The organism is Echinicola rosea, from assembly GCF_005281475.1.
GTDB lineage: Bacteria > Bacteroidota > Bacteroidia > Cytophagales > Cyclobacteriaceae > Echinicola > Echinicola rosea.
Map to the genome: position 1 here is coordinate 4,411,232 of NZ_CP040106.1, position 18,563 is coordinate 4,429,794.

Below are 18,563 nucleotides of genomic sequence, written 5' to 3' on the forward strand. Positions count from 1 at the left end.
GGCATCTTTCCATTCAACCAAAGATAGATGCTGCTAAATAAACATTTAAACAAAAGTCAAGTCACTATGAATTCCTGGATGCTCGATATTTTTTGGTAATTTTTGATAGAACCATTCCGATTTTAAATAAAGTTCAATACCTTTAAACCCTGTTTAACGCAAATACTTTTTAATACAATGGGAGTTTACGAAAGACAAAAAAAGGAAAAAGAGATTCTGGAGGGTGCCATCAGTCTATTTGCCTCCAAAGGCTACCACAGCACCAAAATGGATGAAGTAGCCAAACAAGCCAAAATGAGTAAGGGGCTGATTTATTTTTATTATAAAAACAAGGAAGACCTTTACATGGCGGTGACCAAAAAAGCTTATGAGCAATTAAAGGAAATCTTCAGAGATACTCAAAAGACCAAGGGTAAATCTGGGATCGACCTGATCACCCTATTAATTGATCAGTTTATCCAATTGACCACCGAAAACAAAATGTACCAAGAAGCCATTTTGAACTTTATGGGACTAATGGCACAGTACAACGATCCAGAGAAAAGGAAGTTAATGGATCCCCAAATTCTCGACAGCCCAAATTTCAATGAACTGCTGGAAATCCATCATGATCCTGCAAAAATCGGAATTCAACTGATTTCCCACGGGGTACGAGATGGCTCAATGCGGCCTGACTTGCAGCCAGAAATTACCTTTTATACGATCTGGACGATGATGATAGGCTATGAACGCCTGATGGGGCCAATAGAGTATGAGAAAAAAGAGGTAAAGATCAGTCAGGAAAACTGGAAAAACGGTTTTATCAAACTGATCCATGAAATGCTAAAAGGCACCGTACAGGCACAACGTCCCACAGCGGTGCAAGGCAGTTTGTTCTAGTTCATAAAGCATATTTCTATAATCTGACATATATCATCAATAAAAGGCCCTCTTTGCTAAAGTGGGCTTTTTCATTTTAATCTCCTACATGATTTTCGTTTATAAAGGCAGCCTCCACAACCGTGACATCTATATCAACGAAGATACTATGGATTGCTTCTGGGGGCGATAAATTACTCTATATCTCAGGACAATGCTCCCTAACCGAGGCTTCGAGCCAAAAAGCAATTATAAAATCCTCTCCGTACAGGCTATCACATGCTCTTGGAGGCTCAGGGACGTTGGTCATTTTTATTTATCCATCGTTTTACAATTAAGAAAACTGGCAGTCCATAACTTTTACGCTTGATCCCGAATCAGCTTACCAGTACGACCATAGAAACGCAACATACCAATAAAACGTACTTCCAATTTTTTCCCGTGATCTACTATTTTCAGAAAAATTAACACCAAATCACACAAACTATTTCCCCAAATTTTCTATCTTAAACAAATCATTTTTCTTGATCAAAACCCATAAGCAAATGGACCTATCATCGTTGTTTTCCCTAAACAATAAAGTAGCGCTCATTACTGGCGCAAGTAAGGGAATTGGCTTAAGTATAGCTGAATTTTTTGCCGCTGCTGGAGCAAAAGTAGTCATCTGCAGCAGACACCAAGAGAAATTGGATGAAATTGCTAAAAAGTTGTATGATAAAGGCTATGATATCATGGGAATAGCCTGCAATGTCGGCCACCCTGATGAATTGGCAAATTTGGTGGAGCAAACCATCAGCGCATATGGGCAAATAGATATCTTGGTAAACAATGCCGGAACCAACCCCTATTTCGGCCCTGTGCAGGAAACTTCCTTGGAGCTTTTTGATAAAATCATGGATGTAAACGTAAAAGCACCCTTTGAGCTATCCAAATTATGCCTTCCCCATCTAAGGAAATCTTCGCAGGCATCTATTATCAACATCAGCTCCATCGGTGCACTTTCTCCAGAACCTCAACTGGGCATTTACAGTGTTAGCAAATCTGCTCTCCACTCCCTGACAAAGGTGTGCGCCAAGGAATGGGGGCAACAAAAGATTCGTGTCAATGCTATCTGTCCCGGAATCATCAAAACGGATTTTAGCAAAGCACTTTGGGACAACGACCAAATTATGGAAATCATCATGAAAAGACTTGCCATCAAGCGTTTGGGAAAAACGGAAGAAATAGCGGCCTTGGCACTTTTCCTGGCTTCTCCTGCTGCTAGTTACATCTCAGGAAGTATCTTTACGGTGGATGGAGGATTTACCAGTTAGTCCGCTTCATCCGAATTACCAATTTCCTTTAGTTCGATTTTCACGGCATTCTTCACTGGGCGGATGCCCTTTCCTGTATTTTCGGCGATATAATAGGTAATCTGTGCTCCATAAAGAAAAATAATCACCGAATAATATACCCAAACCAAAAAGATCACCAACGAACCGGCAGCACCATAGGCACTTCCTATATCACTATTGCCCAAGTAAAACCCGATCAGGTATTTACCCAAGGCAAAAAGCACCATCGTAGATACAGCACCTAACCACACTGACCGCCACTTCACCTGGGCGTCGGGCAATATCTTATACATGAGTCCAAATATCAAGACCATCATGGCCTGTGTAATGACAAAATTGGTAATAGCAGCCAAATAGCTGGAGAGTCCATCAAATAACGTGGATAGCTCATTGAAAAAGATCACAATGGCTGTATCAATCACCAATGAAATCAATAGCACAAACCCGATGGAAGCTACCATCGAAAAGCTTAGCAGACGGTTGACGATAAACTTAATCAATCCTTTTTCTGGCTTCGGCTTAATGTGCCAAATGTGATTGATGCTATTTTGTAAACTCACGAAAACCGTAGTGGCACTGAACAGCAACACCGCTATGGCAATGATCCTGGCCCAAAAACCATCCACATCCAAAGCAGCATTATAGATGATTTCATCCAGCATCGTGGCCATTTCCATGCCGCTGAGATCGGATATTTGTGTCAGCAGCTCATCCCTGACTTCGCCTTTATTATAAAAAGTAGCGCCAATATTTAGCACTATAACCAATAAAGCCGGCATACTAAAGATCGTATAAAAGGCTATACTTGCTGCAAATGTCATGGAATCACTCTGCCCAAATGCCTTAACACTATCAATTAATATCGTAAAAATGGTAAATTTTCTAAGCTTCTTTATCATAAGGTCTTGGTTTATAAAAATATATCAAAATGTATGCCTTCAAGAGCACATACACAACCTTATTCCATAATAAAAAATAATTCACCGGATAAAGTGATCTTATCCTACTTCAGGTCAGAGAAACTTCTACCACAACGATAAAGCTCACAAAATCCCTTGCTCAGGGTACTTGCCTGTCACCGTCCGACCAAAAGATTTGATATCTTCCATTTGTCCTTCCAGGTCACCATTGGGATAAATGACAGGACCTATTCCAGCATGTTTCTTTTTATAGTCTAAAAATCCAATGACAATCGGTACGCCTGCCCCTTCCGCTACATGATAGAAGCCCGTTTTCCAACGCTTCGCATAACTCCTGGTTCCTTCTGGAGTCACCATCATGACGAGCTCATCACTGTTTTTGATCAGGTCCACCATGGCTTCCGTATAGGTTTGCTTGCGCTTTCCGGCTATCTTTTTCCTATCGATGGACATCCCTCCAAGACCACGGATAAACCACCCCAAAGGCCCCACCATCACTTCCTTTTTGATCGTAAACCTTACGGGCACATCCAGAATATAAAAGGCCGCACGGGAATACAGCAAATCCCAATTACTGGTATGCGGAATCGCCACCATGACGGCTTTCTTTAAACCCTTGGGAAAATTTCCCTTCACTTTCCATCCGGTCAGCCAAAAGACAAACCGAGCCAATAACTTCATCATCAAGTTTCCTTTTATTGATTTACTTCCCCCAACTTTATCAATCCTTCATTATAGGTAATAAAACGCTGGGCAGATTCATATCCCGCTGCAAAGATATCTGCTGCTTTTTTGATATCAAAAACTCCATAACGGGCTAGTCCCTGTGGTTCGATAAAAAAGTCACACTTATTTTTACGTGTATAGACATTATAGTTCATGGACATGATCACAGTTCGCTCGATCAACCGCTTCATATTTGGGACATTGTCTTCTTCGTGAAGGTGGTTACAGTTTACCCCAATGATATCCTCACAGCGACCTTCGAGGGGCTCTACAGGCAGATTGTTCAATGCTCCACCGTCAATATAGAACTTCCCGTCGATCTGCACAGGGTCAAATATCCCCGGAATACAGCAAGAAGCCATCAGCGGCTTGATCAATTCCCCTTGGGAAAAATACACGACTTTTCCCCTACTGATTTCGGTTGCCGTGATGTTTAAGGGAATCTGGAGACTTTCAAACGTATTTTCAGGCAAATGCACTTCAAAAAGCTGCTCTAGGGAATCCATTTTAAGAATTCCCGTCCAGCTGATGGCCGGTCTCATAAATTTGAAATAATTGGTATTGATGATAATATCAAGAATCTCATCTGGTTTTAATCCTTGGCAATAGAGTGCACCCACAATTGCTCCCGCACTGGTCCCCGACACGCGATTGGGCTTGATGCCTATTTCTTCCAATGCCTTCAAAATACCAAGGTGGGCAATTCCCCTTACACCACCTCCAGAAAGTGCTATGCCGATATTCCGATTAGAGTTCACTCAATGAAAATGTTTTGTCTAGCCTTACGCCCTTTTCGGTCATTTTCACTGTACAGCATTCGTGGACAGGGTCATGCTCCAGAAAAAGGATATATTTATTTGTTGCGGCTTCCTCCAGAAACAACCGCTTTTCTTCCAACGTCAGTAATGGTCTCGTATCATATCCCATAACATATGGCAGTGGGATATGGCCAACCGAAGGAAGCAAATCCGCTGCAAAGATAATGGTTTTTCCCTTGTATTGGATTCTTGGGATCATCTGTTTGTCGGTATGGCCATCTGCGGTAAAAAAGCTAAATCCTGAAAATAATTCTCCCTGCTCCAAATCAAGGAAATTCAATTGACCACTTTCTTGCATAGGGAGAAGGTTCTCCGTCAGGAAAGAAGCTTTTTCCCGGGCATTGGGCTGCGTGGCCCAGGTCCAGTGGTCCTCATTGCTCCAGTACTGGGCATTCTTAAAGGTCATTTCTAGCTGATCGGTTCCTGCTTTGTACCGTACCCCTCCACCACAATGATCAAAATGTAAGTGAGTCAAAAAATTATCCGTCACATCATCCAGCTGAAACCCTACCTTCTTCAACGATCCTTCAAGGCTGTCATTTCCATGTAAATAATAATGGGAAAAGAATTTCTCACTTTGCTTGTCTCCAATACCATTATCGATCAGAACCAATCGGTCTCCTTCCTCCACGAGCAAGCACCTCATCGCCCAAGTACACATATTGTTTTCATCAGCAGGATTGGTTCGTTGCCACAGTGTCTTGGGAACCACTCCGAACATGGCTCCACCATCCAATTTAAAAAAGCCGGTATTGATCACATGAAGTTTCATTGCCCTGTTGTTCTTTGGTTTGTATCAGAATGAGTATTCATCAAGATTATAAAATCCCTATAGACAAAAAAACCTCTGCATCGACAGAGGTTTTTTTGTCTATTGATTAAGAATTATTCCTTTACCACGCCCATGGCCGAGAACTTATTGATACGTTCTTCTATTCTCTTTTCAGGCTTGATTTTGTCGAGTTCTTTTAACGCTTTGGTAATGGCGGCCTTAAGGTTTACTGCCATGGCTTTCATATCCTTATGCGCACCACCAAGGGGTTCAGGTATGATCGCATCCACCAGCTTATTGCCAAGCATATCCGAAGCGGTAAGCTTCAGCGCTTCTGCGGCCTGCTCCTTATAGTCCCAACTTCTCCAAAGGATGGTAGAACAGTTTTCTGGAGAAATCACCGAATACCAAGAGTTTTCCAGCATCATCACCTTATCACCAATGGCAATGCCCAACGCACCACCGGATGCTCCTTCACCGATAATTATACAAATCACGGGAACCTTCAGCATGAACATATCCCGAATATTGCGGGCAATGGCTTCTCCTTGCCCCCTTTCCTCTGCCTCCAGGCCCGGAAATGCTCCTGGAGTATCGATCAAGGTCACGATAGGCTTGCCAAATTTCTCCGCCATTTTCATTAACCGAAGGGCCTTTCTGTATCCTTCCGGATTAGCCATACCGAAATTACGCTCTTGGCGCTGTTTGGTATTCCTTCCTTTTTGTTGGCCTATAAACATCACTGATCTGCCATCGACATCTCCAAGACCACCAATCATCGCCTTGTCGTCTTTTACAGTGCGATCACCATGAAGCTCAATGAAATCATTGGTAATTTCATAAATGTAATCTAATGAATAAGGCCGATCTGCGTGCCTGGACAACTGTACGCGTTGCCATCTGGTTAAATTTTGGAATGTTTCTTTTTTCAAAGTTTGTATTTTTTCCTCCAATGACTCAATATCGGCTGACAAATCGATTTGCTTGCCTTTAGCCAATTCCTTCATTTCTTGAAGTTTAAGCTCTAAATCAGCAATCGGCTTTTCAAATTCTAAGACCATATTTACATTTTTTTAACAGGACAAAGATAAAAAGATTATCCCGAAGTAAAATCATTGGACTATCTGTCTTTACAAATATACCCGTTGCTGATTCTGAGATTTCGCGAAATATAAGGATAATTGTTTTAAAATCAACAACTTGAATTCATTCACTTTAGACACAAAAAATAAGACATATTCAATATTTTTCTTTTAATGGTTTTATCATTTCAGCAAACCATTGTTATTTTACTTTGTTCTGGTAAATACTCTTAATAAACTTGTCGGTTTCACCAATTCCCGTCTGCTTCAGGATCCTTAATGCTTCCGGTTGGGTCATACTGGTAGGCTTTACTTGCGAGGCTTTGTAGATGATCAAGTTCCCTGACCACGGATCTGGTGACCCCGGGACAAATACCAATTTATCCCCCTCAGGAAGCTCATCCACCAAAAATCCCAAAACCAAGCCATCCATCGGCACCAATACCACAGGAAGGTCTTTGTTTTCACGGATCCCTGCTGCAGACTGAAAGGTACTTTTCATCAAGCGGTATGCGGGAAACATGGTAAGAATATTGTTTTCAATCCAAGTAACAAACGACACTCCCACCGAAGATGAGGCAACAAGTCCTAATATAAAACAAAGGAATATCACCAAAATGATGGCCATCACATAACTGAAATCAAGAATCTTTTCCTGATCTTCGTGCAGTGACTGGGAAATCTTGAATGCCAAAGGATGAATAATATTGACCACTTTTCCTAAAAGCACATAGCTTAATATCAGCGGAATCAAAAAAAACACCCCGCCTTTTAGCGTTTTATTGATAAAATTCATCATTACCTTCATTATAAAATGGGAAAATGCGTAGTGACAGAAAAGTTTCACCTAAAATAGTCATGTTTTGAATACCATCAAAATGGATGAAAAAGGAATAAAGCACTATTGGTGTGTATCAGGTTCTAGCCTGAATTAAGGATCAAACAATATTTCTAGGGGCGCAATAAGTTGCTGTCTTACCGGGCCAGTAATACGCCACCAAGGCTCTAAGTTACTAAGCAATCATAAATTCCTTCAATTCCAGCTTACAGCATTTACTTGGTGTATTGGAGACTAAGTGGCATTTTTAATTGTCCTTGATTTTGCAAATTAAGAAAACTGGCAGTCCCCAACTTTTCCGTTTGACCCGGTTTTTGCGCTAATAGGAAGGGAACACGGCTAAAATAACTAGGTTATAAAACCCTATAAATGCAAAAAGCCCCACTTTCGTGAGGCTTTTGCGGAATGGACGGGACTCGAACCCGCGACCTCCTGCGTGACAGGCAGGCATTCTAACCAACTGAACTACCACTCCTTTAATTTTTCTAAGTGAACTCGATTCAGCAATCATCCCGACACGTCAGGACTTTCTAATCAACTGAACTATCACCGTTAATATCCAATAAGAATGAAATATATAAGCGGAATGGACGGGACTCGAACCCGCGACCTCCTGCGTGACAGGCAGGCATTCTAACCAACTGAACTACCACTCCTTTATTTTTCAACCAAAACCTATATTTTCTGCGAAAATTAAAGGTTTTAGAATGTTTGAATTTCAATTCTTATTCCAACTCCTCGTTTGAAGTGATGCAAAGGTAGTAGTTCTTGTTTTTATTGCAAAACCTACATCAAAAAAAATACCTTCTTATCATTTAGTCCCCTCTTTTTCAGCTCAATAATTTTCGAGATTATGCCGCTCCCTTGCTGCTATCTCAAATAATGACCATGGTTTTGCCGGGAAGTTTACACTTGTCCCCCGCATTATCTCACGGAAATTTCCTCAACCTTTTTTAACCTTTTATATTTGTAGTCCATTTATCCAAATAAATATCTGCTCAATGAATCAAGTTTCTTTTCAAGGTATTATCGAGGCAAGCGAGGCACTCAAAGGAGTACTGAATACCACTCCACTGCAGTTCAACGAACAGCTAAGTGAGGAGTACGGCTGTCAGGTGTACCTGAAAAGAGAGGACCTGCAGGCGGTAAGATCCTATAAAATCAGGGGCGCTTACCACAAGATAAGTTCCCTTTCTGAAGAAGAAAAAAAACGCGGAGTGGTCTGTGCCAGCGCAGGAAACCATGCCCAAGGGGTAGCCTTTGCCTGCAAAAAACTGAGCATCAAAGGCACCATCTTCATCCCATCCACCACTCCTGCCCAAAAAATCAACAGGATGAAATTATTCGGAAAGGACATGGTAGAGATTGTCCTTTCTGGAGATACGTATGATGATGCTTACCAAACGGCAGCTGCTTATTGTGAAGAAAAAGGAGCGGTATTCGTGCATCCTTTTGACGATACCAAGGTCATCGAGGGACAAGGGACCATTGCCAAGGAAATGCTGGATGATGCCGATTTCCCGATTGATTATCTTTTCCTTCCCATTGGTGGCGGTGGTATGGCCGCCGGGGTAAGTACCTATTTCAAGGAAACCAGTCCTGAGACCAAATTGATCGGTACAGAACCCAAAGGGGCACCTTCCATGTTGACTTCTATCCAAAACCTGAAAAACACCGTTCTGGATGAAATCGATGGATTTGTCGATGGGGCTGCGGTAAAAAAGGTGGGCAATATTCCCTTCGAAGTTTGCCGTAAAAATTTGGACGAAATGCTACTGGTACCAGAAGGCAGAATATGCACCACCATCTTAAACCTGTACAACAACGAAGGCATCGTGGTAGAACCAGCCGGAGCCATGACCTTGGCAGCCCTTTCCCTGTACGACAAGGATGCGCTCAGGGGCAAAAATGTGGTTTGCGTGGTCAGTGGCGGCAATAATGACATCATGCGAACGGCAGAAATCAAGGAAAGATCTTTGCTCTACGAGGGGCTTAAGCACTACTTTATGATCCAATTCCCCCAGCGCCCTGGAGCACTCAAAGATTTCGTTTCCAAAATCCTTGGCCCTAATGATGACATCGCCTATTTCCAATTCACCAAAAAGAACAATCGTGAGAACGGACCCGCTGTGGTCGGTATTGAGCTCAAAAACCCTGAACATATCGCTGGAATATTTGAGCGACTAAAGGAAAACCGATTTAAGTACAATTACCTTAACGAAAACTTGGATTTGCTGACCCTGCTCATGTGATCATTGGACCAAAGTGAATACCCCTCGCTTTTGTCGACTAATTTGCTCCCCGTCCATACGGTAATGATATTCCAAAAAATAGGTATAGGCATCATTGGTGGCCATTTTACCATTTATGCTCCCATCCCACCCCTGGGACCCGAAGTAAATCAGCTCTCCCCATCGGTTGTATATTTTTAATGTAAAATCAATGGGACAGCTGGAAACAGGCTGATAGATCCTGTTAACTCCCTCACCGCTTGGGGCATAGCCCGTGGGCATTCTTACCACTGGTGGCTTTTCATGGATTGATGCACTACCAAGTGCGATACAACCGCGATCGTCTTGTACGGTAACGGTGTACGCTCCTTTGGGCACTCCTGTGAGTTCAGCATTGGTTTGGGCACCAAAGTCCCAAGTATATTGGTATGGGCTTGTCCCACCAGAAGGTACGGCAAGCAACTCTCCCCCAGATTCTCCCGGACAACTCCTACGGCGTACTGCTACTTCTACCTCCAAAGGTTCAGGCTTTGAAACTTCCACCTCCAAAGTGGTATGACAATCGTGGTTATCGGAAATGGTAAAATCATATCTTCCCGCCTCCAATGACTCCAACTGAATTTCATCATCGACTATCACGGCATTCGCGCGATCAATCCGATAAGGAGGGGTGCCTCCTATGACCTTGATTTCCACTTCGGCATCTGCCGATTCATAACAGCTTGTCCCAGAATTTGATCTTACCGCTGCCCTTAGCTGATCTGGCTCTCCCACCGGTAAATCATCATAAACGAGCTGGCACCCCAGCGCATCGGTGATGGTCACCTGATAGCTTCCCGCTTCCAACCCCACGGCCAAAGGATCATCCAATAATTCATCATGGCTCCAAGAGTAGGAATAAGGCCCTTTCCCGCCAGTTACTTCTAGGCTTATTTCACCTGTACCCCCTCCATGACAGCTGACATCCTGAATAGTTTCTGCCACTGAAATGGCCGCTAGCATTTCAACTTCCAACACTTCAGAAACTACCCTGCACTGTGTGGCGTCTTCATGAAAGGCCTCATACCAAATTTCCCTGTTGGTAGCAGAAGCGTTCCACATTACTTCCACTTCTTCTGCATTATTGGAGGAAATGATGTCACCACCTTCTATATACCACTGGTACTGGTGCCGTTCCTCTGTATCCGTCACGGAATAATGAGCGCTTGATGGGGCTTCAAAACACACCTCTTCAGGTCCATTAGGAGCTGGTGGCACCTCTGGATTCCATAATGTCACCGCTTTTGTGATCGCACGGCCTGGACAACCCTCTGCCGTAAAAGGCAATAGTGAAATAGCGGCGTTATCAGCTGTAAGGTCCCAACGAACGGTAGCGGTATTGCCCTCTGAAGAAATCAATTCTCCCCCTTTCACTTCCCATTCAAAATGGTCAATATTTTCCATTTGTGACGCTTCATAAGTGACCGGAGCCATTCCTTCGCACACAAAATCCACCCCTTGAATGGCGGCACTGGTTTCTATGACCTCTACCTCAAAACGTATTTCTTCCAGGTGGTCGCAGGTAGTGGGACCATCCGAGGCATAAATGGTCACTTTGTAAGTGCCTGGTGTTACAAAAGTGTGCCTTATCGTTTGTCCGGACTTTGATACATCTGTGCCTTCTATATTCCAGGTAAAATAATCAAAAGCTGGATTATCGGGGATGATTTCCCAGGTAAATTCTTCATTGAGGCAAGTTACATTGTCACCTATGACTTCAAAATCGTACTGGGTATCGGTAGAAAAGTCTAAATTCTCCAAGTTGGCCCCTACCGCATATCCATAAGACTCCAAGTCCCCAAACCCATAAGCATAAGCAATAAATCCGGAAGGATTGGTCAGGCGGTGCACTCCTCCCGAGACGCTAAGCCTTGCGTACGAATAGTCACTATTGCCGGGAACTGGCAGAAACTCCTCCGTAATGAATTGGCCATCCAGCCTCGTATCACCTGTAGCGGAAGTCTTTACCATGACATTGAGGTAGTGGTAAGTGATCTGGACGATATCCATGGATACAAAAGTGACATCCTTCAAGAGACGTTCAGCAGGATTCAATGCCATCATGAATGGATCACCAAAAGCATAAAAAGGGTCGCCAGATATGTTGCAGTTTCTACTTTTAGAAAATGTCGTCACCGAAATATCCCTGGAACCACCAATGGTCACCACCTCATCTGCCCCTACATCCAAAGGAACCCACTCCCCGGCATCAAGCACATCCACAGCTTGCCCGTTTACAGAAATTTCCGTCCCATCTTCTGCAGCCAGCACCTTTACCAATTCACCGGATGATCGGGTCTTAAGTGGAATATGGGTGTATTCCTTTCCCCAAGTGCTCAGCGGATACACCTGCTGGAAAAGATGGTCAGGAGCAGAGCCGCATTCGCCCACTCCGGTCCACTTATTTCCTCCAAAAACAGCAATGTTTTTGCAATCCATAGACTGTGCATCACGCACCCTGACCCGACTCCCGGTCAAGTCCCCTTTGGCTTTAAGCTGATAACTTTCACCTGCATTCAGTGTGATTTCAAAAGGAACACCCCCTGTTTTCCCATCCACTGTGCCTACCGACGGCGTAATTTCCACTTTGGTATTATCCTCTACGCCCACTACCAAAAGGGTGCTTTCGTCATTGATATTCATCTCGACTCCCGGTGTGGTATTGGGCGTGATTTCGTAATGGGAGGTAACAAGGTAATCTTTCCCCAAGGTTCTCTTGGGAAGCACCACAGCCCCATCAGCACTTTTAAAACGTTCATTAAATGCAAACACGGAAACCTTTCCCGTAGCACTAATGAAGATCCCTTTATTTTCCTTCTCTCCGGATTTTCGGTGCAACAAATCCTGTTCATACTCGGGGATTCGCATGGTAAAGCTTTCTCCTTTTTGTAAATTAAAAGAATAGGTAAGCCCGTCTGAAATGGCGCTCAAGTCGATCGTACCCTGGGCAGCCTCATTGGCAGATATGACGATTACCGCCTTTCCATTCCGGCCATCGGTATTATTGTCCATAAATCCCACCCAAAACTCCTTCCCCACTGTAGTAAGTTGTGCCTGGACAGCAGTGATCGATACAAGGAAAAAACATAAGAAAAAGCAATAAAAACAAATATTCGGTTTCATGCTGACGGGGACGTTTGTTAGGGTGAAAAAATCACTTATCTCATACACGCCAATCACAGATCGACTTTTGGCTTGGGCTATTGGATTAATGGTGAACCGCATCAGGGCATTCGACCCTCCTAGTTGATGGGAAGATAGCTGAATTACCTCTTGTTCTTTTAATTGTTGCAGGTAATTGATAATGAAAGGTATTTTTCAAAAAACTTTTTTCTTGCGTAGAACAGCCATTACCACACATGATACCATTCGAACAGCCCTTTTTATTTTTCTTCTTGTATTACCGTCTATTCTCAAGAGCACCTAAACAAAACAATAAATTAACCAACAGCCATTAATCCAAACAAAATACTAAAAAAACAACCACTCATCACAATAAATAATTCAAAAAAAGCTCCTTTATATTAATATTAGCACAATCAATTATCACAAAAATTAACGATAAAACAACATTTCCCCACTAACTTTGCGAACTAAGCCAAGGAAGTTGGTGTTGCAAGTAAGACAAAGTTTATTTTGATTCCATAAATTGACCGAAGGGTATGAGCAAGAAGCAGTATTTTGTAGTTATTTTGATTTTGGGTGCATTGAGTACCATCAGCCCATTTTCCATTGACATGTATCTTCCCGGATTTCCTTCCATAGCGAAAAATCTAGGAACAAGCATCGCCAATGTGCAGCTTTCCCTTACCAGTTATTTGGTCGGTATTGCGATCGGTCAGCTATTTTATGGCCCTTTACTTGATCGGTTTGGAAGGAAAAAACCACTTTATATCGGTTTGCTGATCTATGTCCTTGCCTCAGTGGCCTGTGCTCTCAGCAATACGGTGGAAAACTTGATCTTGATGCGCTTCGTCCAAGCCATCGGTGGATGCGCTGGAATGGTCGCTGCTCAGGCGATGGTAAGGGACATTTTCCCTGTTAACAAGACCGCACAGGCAATGGCACTTTTGATGCTGGTCATTGCCGTATCACCGATGATCGCCCCTACTGTCGGAGGATTTGTCACTGCGCATTATGATTGGCATACCGTTTTTATGATTTTGGCAGGCATTACCATAGTCATCTTAATGGCAGCTTACTTCTTTCTTCCCGATGGAGCAAAACCTGACCAAGAAGTATCATTACGGCCTAAACAGGTAATCAAAAAGTACGTAGAGGTAACTAAAAACCGCCAATTTTTGGTTTATATGCTGATTGGTGGTGTGGCCGGTGCTGCCCCATTTGCTTACATTTCGGGATCTGCTGATGTATTTATGAACATCTATGGAGTAACCGAGCAGCAATATGGATGGATCTTCGCGCTGTTGGCCTTTTCCATGATTGGCTCGACACAGTTGAATCATATTTTGTTAAAAAGATTCACCAGCCAACAGATCATCAAGGTGGCTTTGACCTATCAGACCGTCATTGGGTTTGTGTTGATACTGGGTGTATGGAACGGATGGTTGAATGTTTACGCGCTGATCGGAATGATGTTTATTTTCCTTACCGGTCACGGATTGGCCAATCCCAACGCTGCGGCTTTGACCTTGGCTCCCTTTAGCAGGAATGCCGGGAGTGCTGCTGCCATGATGGGCAGTATGCGGATGGCGATGGGCGGCTTGGTTTCTGGAGCGGTCAGCATTTTCCACAATGGCACGGCAAGCCCTATGGTCATCATGATGACCTTCTGTGCTGTAGGTGGACTGCTTACCTTGGTCATTGATACCAACCTAAAAAGAGTAGAAAAAAAGCGTAAAGCCATGGAAGATGAAAAGCAACACTCCATGGCCGTATAGCGTTGAAATACAATAGTTGATTAACAGCCGGTTTATTTTCAAGAAGCCGTTGGTTTGGTGCACAAATCAACGGCTTTTTTATGGGCAATTGAATAGCCCCCTCTCTGGTATAGGAAATCCTTTATTCCACTAATAGTTCACCATGGGCGTTGCCCATGGCTAAGGATGTTACGAGGATATCTCATCTATATAAACAATCCGTCATCACGAGCGGAGCGAAGTGATCTCCATGTGCTTTCGTTGCATGTAATCAGGAGATTGCTTCTTCCGATATTCATCGGAACCGCTATGACGAGGATTTATGAGGTAGCCTATATTTATACTACTTGGCTTTTCCCGTTTAACCCGCTTTATCAATGTCGTTTAGTTAAAGAGATTTCCCAATACGGATCGTCCATTGAGAAAATTATGGTTTTAATCCATGGCCTTTTTTAAACATGTATAAAATGGATCCGCCTTGCAGGTATTGGGCGTTAAGAAATTAAAAAGCGGGCGGGCAAAAAGGCAGGCTTGTTTGACGAAATACTAGCCAAAAAAATATTGGCAGCTAGAAAAGGAGGAGTTTGCCTGCATGAGGGAAGGTTTTAATTTTAGGCCAATAGATGCACACCTGTGCGCCGTGGCGTAGCGGCGGGGTTTTTGGGTTACTTTTTTGACCTGAAGCAAAAAAGTAACAAAGGTAAAGAGATGAAAACCATCTTGGAATTTAACAAGAAAAATAATTAAACCAATCTTTCCAGATACACGCTAACTAAACAACATTGCCCGCTTTATGCATTATGAATCGTTATGGCCTGTCCCAATAGCTATCGGGTAGAGCTGAAACTACAAGAAAATCAGGCTGTTTGGAGATTGAATCCTCCGTCGCGGCTGATGGTGAACCTGTCTGCCGCTAGGTAGAATCGAAAAAAAAGCAGCGAAGCGATTGATTTTGAAGTAGTTTCAGGTCGTAATAGATAGGCTAATCCATAATGCGGATTTAAGGAAAAATCAGCGTAAACCCTAATCATCTGCGCCATCAGCGTTCCAAGTTTTACGCTTGATCCTAAAAAATCCTATTTCCTCCCCTATCCAAGGTGAAATTGGTTTCTCTGCCCAATTAAATTTGTATCTTTGCCACTTGTAAAAACAGCAACGGAACGATCCATGATTTCAGTAGATAATCTTTCTTTAAAGTTCGGAAAACGAACCCTTTTTGATGAAGTAAACCTAAAGTTCACTCCCGGCAATTGTTATGGTGTGATCGGTGCCAATGGCGCCGGTAAATCCACCTTCCTGAAGATCCTTTCTGGCGACCAAGACAGCACCACCGGAAGTGTCAACATCACCCCAGGACAGCGAATGGCCGTATTGAAGCAGAACCACTTTGAATTTGACGAGGTGGAAGTGCTCAAGACGGTGATCATGGGCCATAAAAAATTGTATTCCATTATGGAGGAAAAGGATGCCATCTACATGAAACCGGATTTTTCGGAAGAAGATGGCCTTCGAGCATCAGAACTGGAAGCTGAATTTGCTGAAATGGACGGGTGGAATGCTGAATCAGACGCTGCTGCTATGCTATCTGGTTTGGGAATTTCTGAAGACCTTCACCATGCCCTGATGAAAGACCTCGCCGGAAACCAAAAAGTAAGGGTATTGCTCGCCCAAGCGTTGTTCGGCAACCCGGACATCCTTATTCTCGATGAGCCCACCAACGACCTGGATGCTGACACTATTAATTGGTTGGAAGACTTCTTGGTAAACTTCAAGAACCTGGTGATCGTCGTTTCCCACGACAGGCACTTCTTGGATGCGGTATCCACACATATTGTGGACATTGATTTTAGCAAAATCAAGATATACAGCGGCAACTATACCTTCTGGTACGAATCTTCCCAGCTGGCCGCCAAGCAAAAGACGGATCAAAACAAAAAAGCAGAGGAAAAGCGAAAGGAACTACAGCAGTTTATCGAGCGATTTTCTGCCAACGTGGCCAAGTCCAAGCAGGCCACTGCCAGAAAGAAAATGCTCGAAAAACTCAGTGTGGAAGACATCCAACCTTCTACACGTAAATACCCTGGCATTATCTTCAAACCTGAAAGGGAAGCTGGCGACCAGATTTTCATGACCGAAGAGCTGGAGCTAAAAGATGAAGGGACGACCTACTTCACCGATGTCAACCTGATGGTGGACAAAGGAGACAAAATCGCCTTTATCTCAAAGACCAAGCAAGCCGTGAATAAATTCTTCCAGACCATTATGGAAGAAATCCCGACCCAAAAGGGAGAATTCAAGTGGGGCGTGACCATCAACAAGGCTTATCTGCCAAATGACAATTCGGAATACTTCAAAACCGACCTGAATCTGATCGATTGGTTGCGTCAGTATTCTTCCAACCAAGAAGAGGCATACGTAAGGACATTTCTTGGAAGAATGCTCTTTACGGGAGAAGAAACGCTGAAGTCAGCATCTGTGCTTTCCGGAGGGGAAAAAGTACGGTGCATGATCTCCAAAATGATGCTGCAAAACCCAAACCTGCTCGTCATGGACGAACCTACCAACCACTTGGATCTGGAATCCATCACAGCATTTAACAATGCCATCATAGAATTTAACGGAACCGTTTTATTGTCTTCTTATGACCACGCCTTTGTGCAGTCCACAGCCAATAGAATCATAGAATTCACGCCTAATGGCACGATTGACAGACGGATGAGCTATGATGACTACCTCGAAAGTGATGAAATCAAAGCCTTACGCGAAAGCATGTATCAAAAAGGGTGATTTCACTTTAATAATCCATTAACAGGTCCCTTTTTGAACATTCCAAACGGTTCAAAAAGGGATTTTTTAGCTTCATAGACTATGACCCAATATCCACAGATCATCCTCAAAAGGGGAAAAGAGATATCTTTAAAAAGACGTCACCATTGGGTGTTTTCAGGTGCCATCGCCAAGGAAGCCCCAGACCTCCAAAATGGCCAACTTGTAAGCGTGTACAGTCATCGCGATGAGTTTCTGGGAACAGGTCATTACCAAAAAGGATCCATTACGGTAAGAATAATCAGTTTTGAGCCTCGGGAAATCGATGCTTCATTTTGGCAAGAAAAACTCCAAGATGCCTATCAAATGCGCGCCAAGATCGGGTTGACCGATAGTAATAGCACAAATATCTATCGGCTCATCCACGGAGAAGGGGACCAACTCCCGGGATTGATCATTGACCATTACAATGGCACTGCTGTCATTCAGGCCCATAGCATAGGCATGTACCAGCACCGGGATGAAATCTCCAAGGCCCTACAAACCGTGTATGGGGAGAAACTAAAGGCCGTCTATGATAAAAGTGCTGAAACGCTGAAAGGAATTGCCGGTATCGAAAACCAATTTCTTTACGGTAAGCCCGCGACCAACATCGTCCTAGAGAATGACTGTAACTATGAGATTGATTGGGAAAAAGGTCAAAAAACAGGTTTTTTCATTGACCAGCGTGAAAACAGGAAGCTACTTGGAAAATACAGCCAAGGCAAAAAAGTACTGAACACTTTTTGCTATTCGGGAGGATTTTCGATCGCGGCACTCGAAGCGGGTGCTAACGAAGTACATTCTGTGGACATCTCTGCCAAGGCAATAGAACTGACCGAAAAAAACCTTCAGCTCAATCCGGATTTTTTGGGCAAGCATGAATCCAAAGTGGCCGATGTGGTCAAATATATCCGGGAAATAGAGCAGGATTATGACGTCATCGTACTGGATCCACCAGCCTTTGCCAAGAACATGAAGGCGCGTCACAATGCAGTCCAGGCATACAAAAGGTTGAATGCAGAAGCCCTTAAGCATATCAAACCGGGCGGCATTCTATTTACGTTTAGCTGTTCCCAAGTGGTGGACAAGCAGCTCTTTGCACATACCATCACTGCAGCAGCCATCGAAGTGGGCCGAAATGTCCGTATCCTTCAGCAACTCACCCAACCGGCCGACCACCCCATCAATGCTTTCCATACCGAAACGGAATACCTGAAAGGGCTGGTCTTGTATGTGGAGTAGAGGTTGGAAGGTTTG

General features: G+C 43.5%; 13 protein-coding genes and 2 tRNA genes. 6 read left to right on the forward strand and 9 right to left on the reverse strand.

What is annotated here, in order from left to right; genetic code table 11:
- Positions 1-177 precede the first annotated feature (177 nt).
- Both FDP09_RS17225 and FDP09_RS17230 read left to right on the forward strand, forming a co-directional pair.
- Complete coding sequence (locus tag FDP09_RS17225) at positions 178-879, forward strand: TetR/AcrR family transcriptional regulator (RefSeq protein ID WP_137403845.1); 702 nt, start codon at positions 178-180, stop codon at positions 877-879.
- A 524-nt stretch (positions 880-1,403) separates the two neighbouring features.
- Positions 1,404-2,171, forward strand: coding sequence for an SDR family NAD(P)-dependent oxidoreductase (locus tag FDP09_RS17230; RefSeq protein ID WP_137403846.1), 768 nt, complete (start codon positions 1,404-1,406; stop codon positions 2,169-2,171).
- Here the strand turns inward: FDP09_RS17230 and FDP09_RS17235 are convergent.
- The 8 genes from FDP09_RS17235 to FDP09_RS17270 all read right to left on the reverse strand — a co-directional run bounded on the left by FDP09_RS17235 (position 2,168) and on the right by FDP09_RS17270 (position 8,004).
- Positions 2,168-3,091, reverse strand: coding sequence for a YihY/virulence factor BrkB family protein (locus FDP09_RS17235; RefSeq protein ID WP_137403847.1), 924 nt, complete (start codon positions 3,089-3,091; stop codon positions 2,168-2,170). The two genes, FDP09_RS17230 and FDP09_RS17235, sit on opposite strands and share 4 nt — an antisense overlap.
- Before the next feature lie 144 nt (positions 3,092-3,235).
- Entirely contained in the window at positions 3,236-3,796 is a 561-nt protein-coding gene (locus FDP09_RS17240) for a 1-acyl-sn-glycerol-3-phosphate acyltransferase (protein ID WP_137403848.1), read from the reverse strand.
- A gap of 11 nt (positions 3,797-3,807) precedes the next feature.
- Positions 3,808-4,596: a patatin-like phospholipase family protein gene (locus FDP09_RS17245; RefSeq protein WP_137403849.1), complete on the reverse strand. Its 789-nt coding sequence runs from the start codon at positions 4,594-4,596 to the stop codon at positions 3,808-3,810.
- Positions 4,586-5,428, reverse strand: a complete 843-nt coding sequence (locus tag FDP09_RS17250) for an MBL fold metallo-hydrolase (RefSeq protein WP_137403850.1) — start codon at positions 5,426-5,428, stop codon at positions 4,586-4,588. Before FDP09_RS17250 ends, FDP09_RS17245 begins: the two co-directional genes overlap by 11 nt.
- Positions 5,429-5,541: 113 nt before the next feature.
- Positions 5,542-6,489, reverse strand: coding sequence for an acetyl-CoA carboxylase carboxyltransferase subunit alpha (locus FDP09_RS17255; protein ID WP_137403851.1), 948 nt, complete (start codon positions 6,487-6,489; stop codon positions 5,542-5,544).
- Positions 6,490-6,712: 223 nt separating this feature from the next.
- Entirely contained in the window at positions 6,713-7,309 is a 597-nt protein-coding gene (locus FDP09_RS17260) for a DUF502 domain-containing protein (protein WP_229683350.1), read from the reverse strand.
- 440 nt (positions 7,310-7,749) lie between these two features.
- A tRNA-Asp gene (locus tag FDP09_RS17265) sits at positions 7,750-7,823 on the reverse strand.
- A gap of 107 nt (positions 7,824-7,930) precedes the next feature.
- Positions 7,931-8,004: transfer RNA gene (locus FDP09_RS17270), tRNA-Asp, on the reverse strand.
- Between the two features lie 345 nt (positions 8,005-8,349).
- Between FDP09_RS17270 and ilvA the strand changes: the two genes are divergently transcribed.
- The gene (ilvA, locus tag FDP09_RS17275; protein WP_137403853.1) at positions 8,350-9,600 is read left to right on the forward strand and encodes a threonine ammonia-lyase IlvA; all 1,251 of its coding nucleotides are present in this window, start codon (positions 8,350-8,352) and stop codon (positions 9,598-9,600) included.
- On the opposite strand, the gene FDP09_RS17280 is transcribed toward ilvA, so the two are convergent.
- The gene (locus tag FDP09_RS17280) at positions 9,601-12,741 is read right to left on the reverse strand and encodes a PKD domain-containing protein (RefSeq protein ID WP_187328702.1); all 3,141 of its coding nucleotides are present in this window, start codon (positions 12,739-12,741) and stop codon (positions 9,601-9,603) included.
- A gap of 539 nt (positions 12,742-13,280) precedes the next feature.
- Between FDP09_RS17280 and FDP09_RS17285 the strand changes: the two genes are divergently transcribed.
- The 3 genes from FDP09_RS17285 (at position 13,281) to FDP09_RS17295 (ending at position 18,548) form a co-directional block, all read left to right on the forward strand.
- On the forward strand, positions 13,281-14,519 hold the full coding sequence (locus tag FDP09_RS17285; RefSeq protein WP_137403855.1) for a Bcr/CflA family multidrug efflux MFS transporter: 1,239 nt from the start codon (positions 13,281-13,283) through the stop codon (positions 14,517-14,519).
- Between the two features lie 1,146 nt (positions 14,520-15,665).
- Positions 15,666-17,285, forward strand: a complete 1,620-nt coding sequence (locus tag FDP09_RS17290) for an ABC-F family ATP-binding cassette domain-containing protein (protein ID WP_137403856.1) — start codon at positions 15,666-15,668, stop codon at positions 17,283-17,285.
- An 81-nt stretch (positions 17,286-17,366) separates the two neighbouring features.
- Entirely contained in the window at positions 17,367-18,548 is a 1,182-nt protein-coding gene (locus FDP09_RS17295; RefSeq protein ID WP_137403857.1) for a class I SAM-dependent rRNA methyltransferase, read from the forward strand.
- Positions 18,549-18,563 lie beyond the last annotated feature (15 nt).

Excerpts from the sequence above, each read along its gene's own strand:
- FDP09_RS17240 (WP_137403848.1), bottom strand. The coding sequence starts at position 3,796 with ATGATGAAGTTATTGGCTCGGTTTGTCTTTTGGCTGACCGGATGGAAA.
- FDP09_RS17295 (WP_137403857.1), top strand. The coding sequence starts at position 17,367 with ATGACCCAATATCCACAGATCATCCTCAAAAGGGGAAAAGAGATATCT.
- FDP09_RS17230 (WP_137403846.1), top strand. The coding sequence starts at position 1,404 with ATGGACCTATCATCGTTGTTTTCCCTAAACAATAAAGTAGCGCTCATT.
- FDP09_RS17235 (WP_137403847.1), bottom strand. The coding sequence starts at position 3,091 with ATGATAAAGAAGCTTAGAAAATTTACCATTTTTACGATATTAATTGAT.
- ilvA (WP_137403853.1), top strand. The coding sequence starts at position 8,350 with ATGAATCAAGTTTCTTTTCAAGGTATTATCGAGGCAAGCGAGGCACTC.
- FDP09_RS17280 (WP_187328702.1), bottom strand. The coding sequence starts at position 12,741 with ATGAAACCGAATATTTGTTTTTATTGCTTTTTCTTATGTTTTTTCCTT.
- FDP09_RS17285 (WP_137403855.1), top strand. The coding sequence starts at position 13,281 with ATGAGCAAGAAGCAGTATTTTGTAGTTATTTTGATTTTGGGTGCATTG.
- FDP09_RS17250 (WP_137403850.1), bottom strand. The coding sequence starts at position 5,428 with ATGAAACTTCATGTGATCAATACCGGCTTTTTTAAATTGGATGGTGGA.
- FDP09_RS17290 (WP_137403856.1), top strand. The coding sequence starts at position 15,666 with ATGATTTCAGTAGATAATCTTTCTTTAAAGTTCGGAAAACGAACCCTT.
- FDP09_RS17255 (WP_137403851.1), bottom strand. The coding sequence starts at position 6,489 with ATGGTCTTAGAATTTGAAAAGCCGATTGCTGATTTAGAGCTTAAACTT.
- FDP09_RS17225 (WP_137403845.1), top strand. The coding sequence starts at position 178 with ATGGGAGTTTACGAAAGACAAAAAAAGGAAAAAGAGATTCTGGAGGGT.
- FDP09_RS17260 (WP_229683350.1), bottom strand. The coding sequence starts at position 7,309 with ATGATGAATTTTATCAATAAAACGCTAAAAGGCGGGGTGTTTTTTTTG.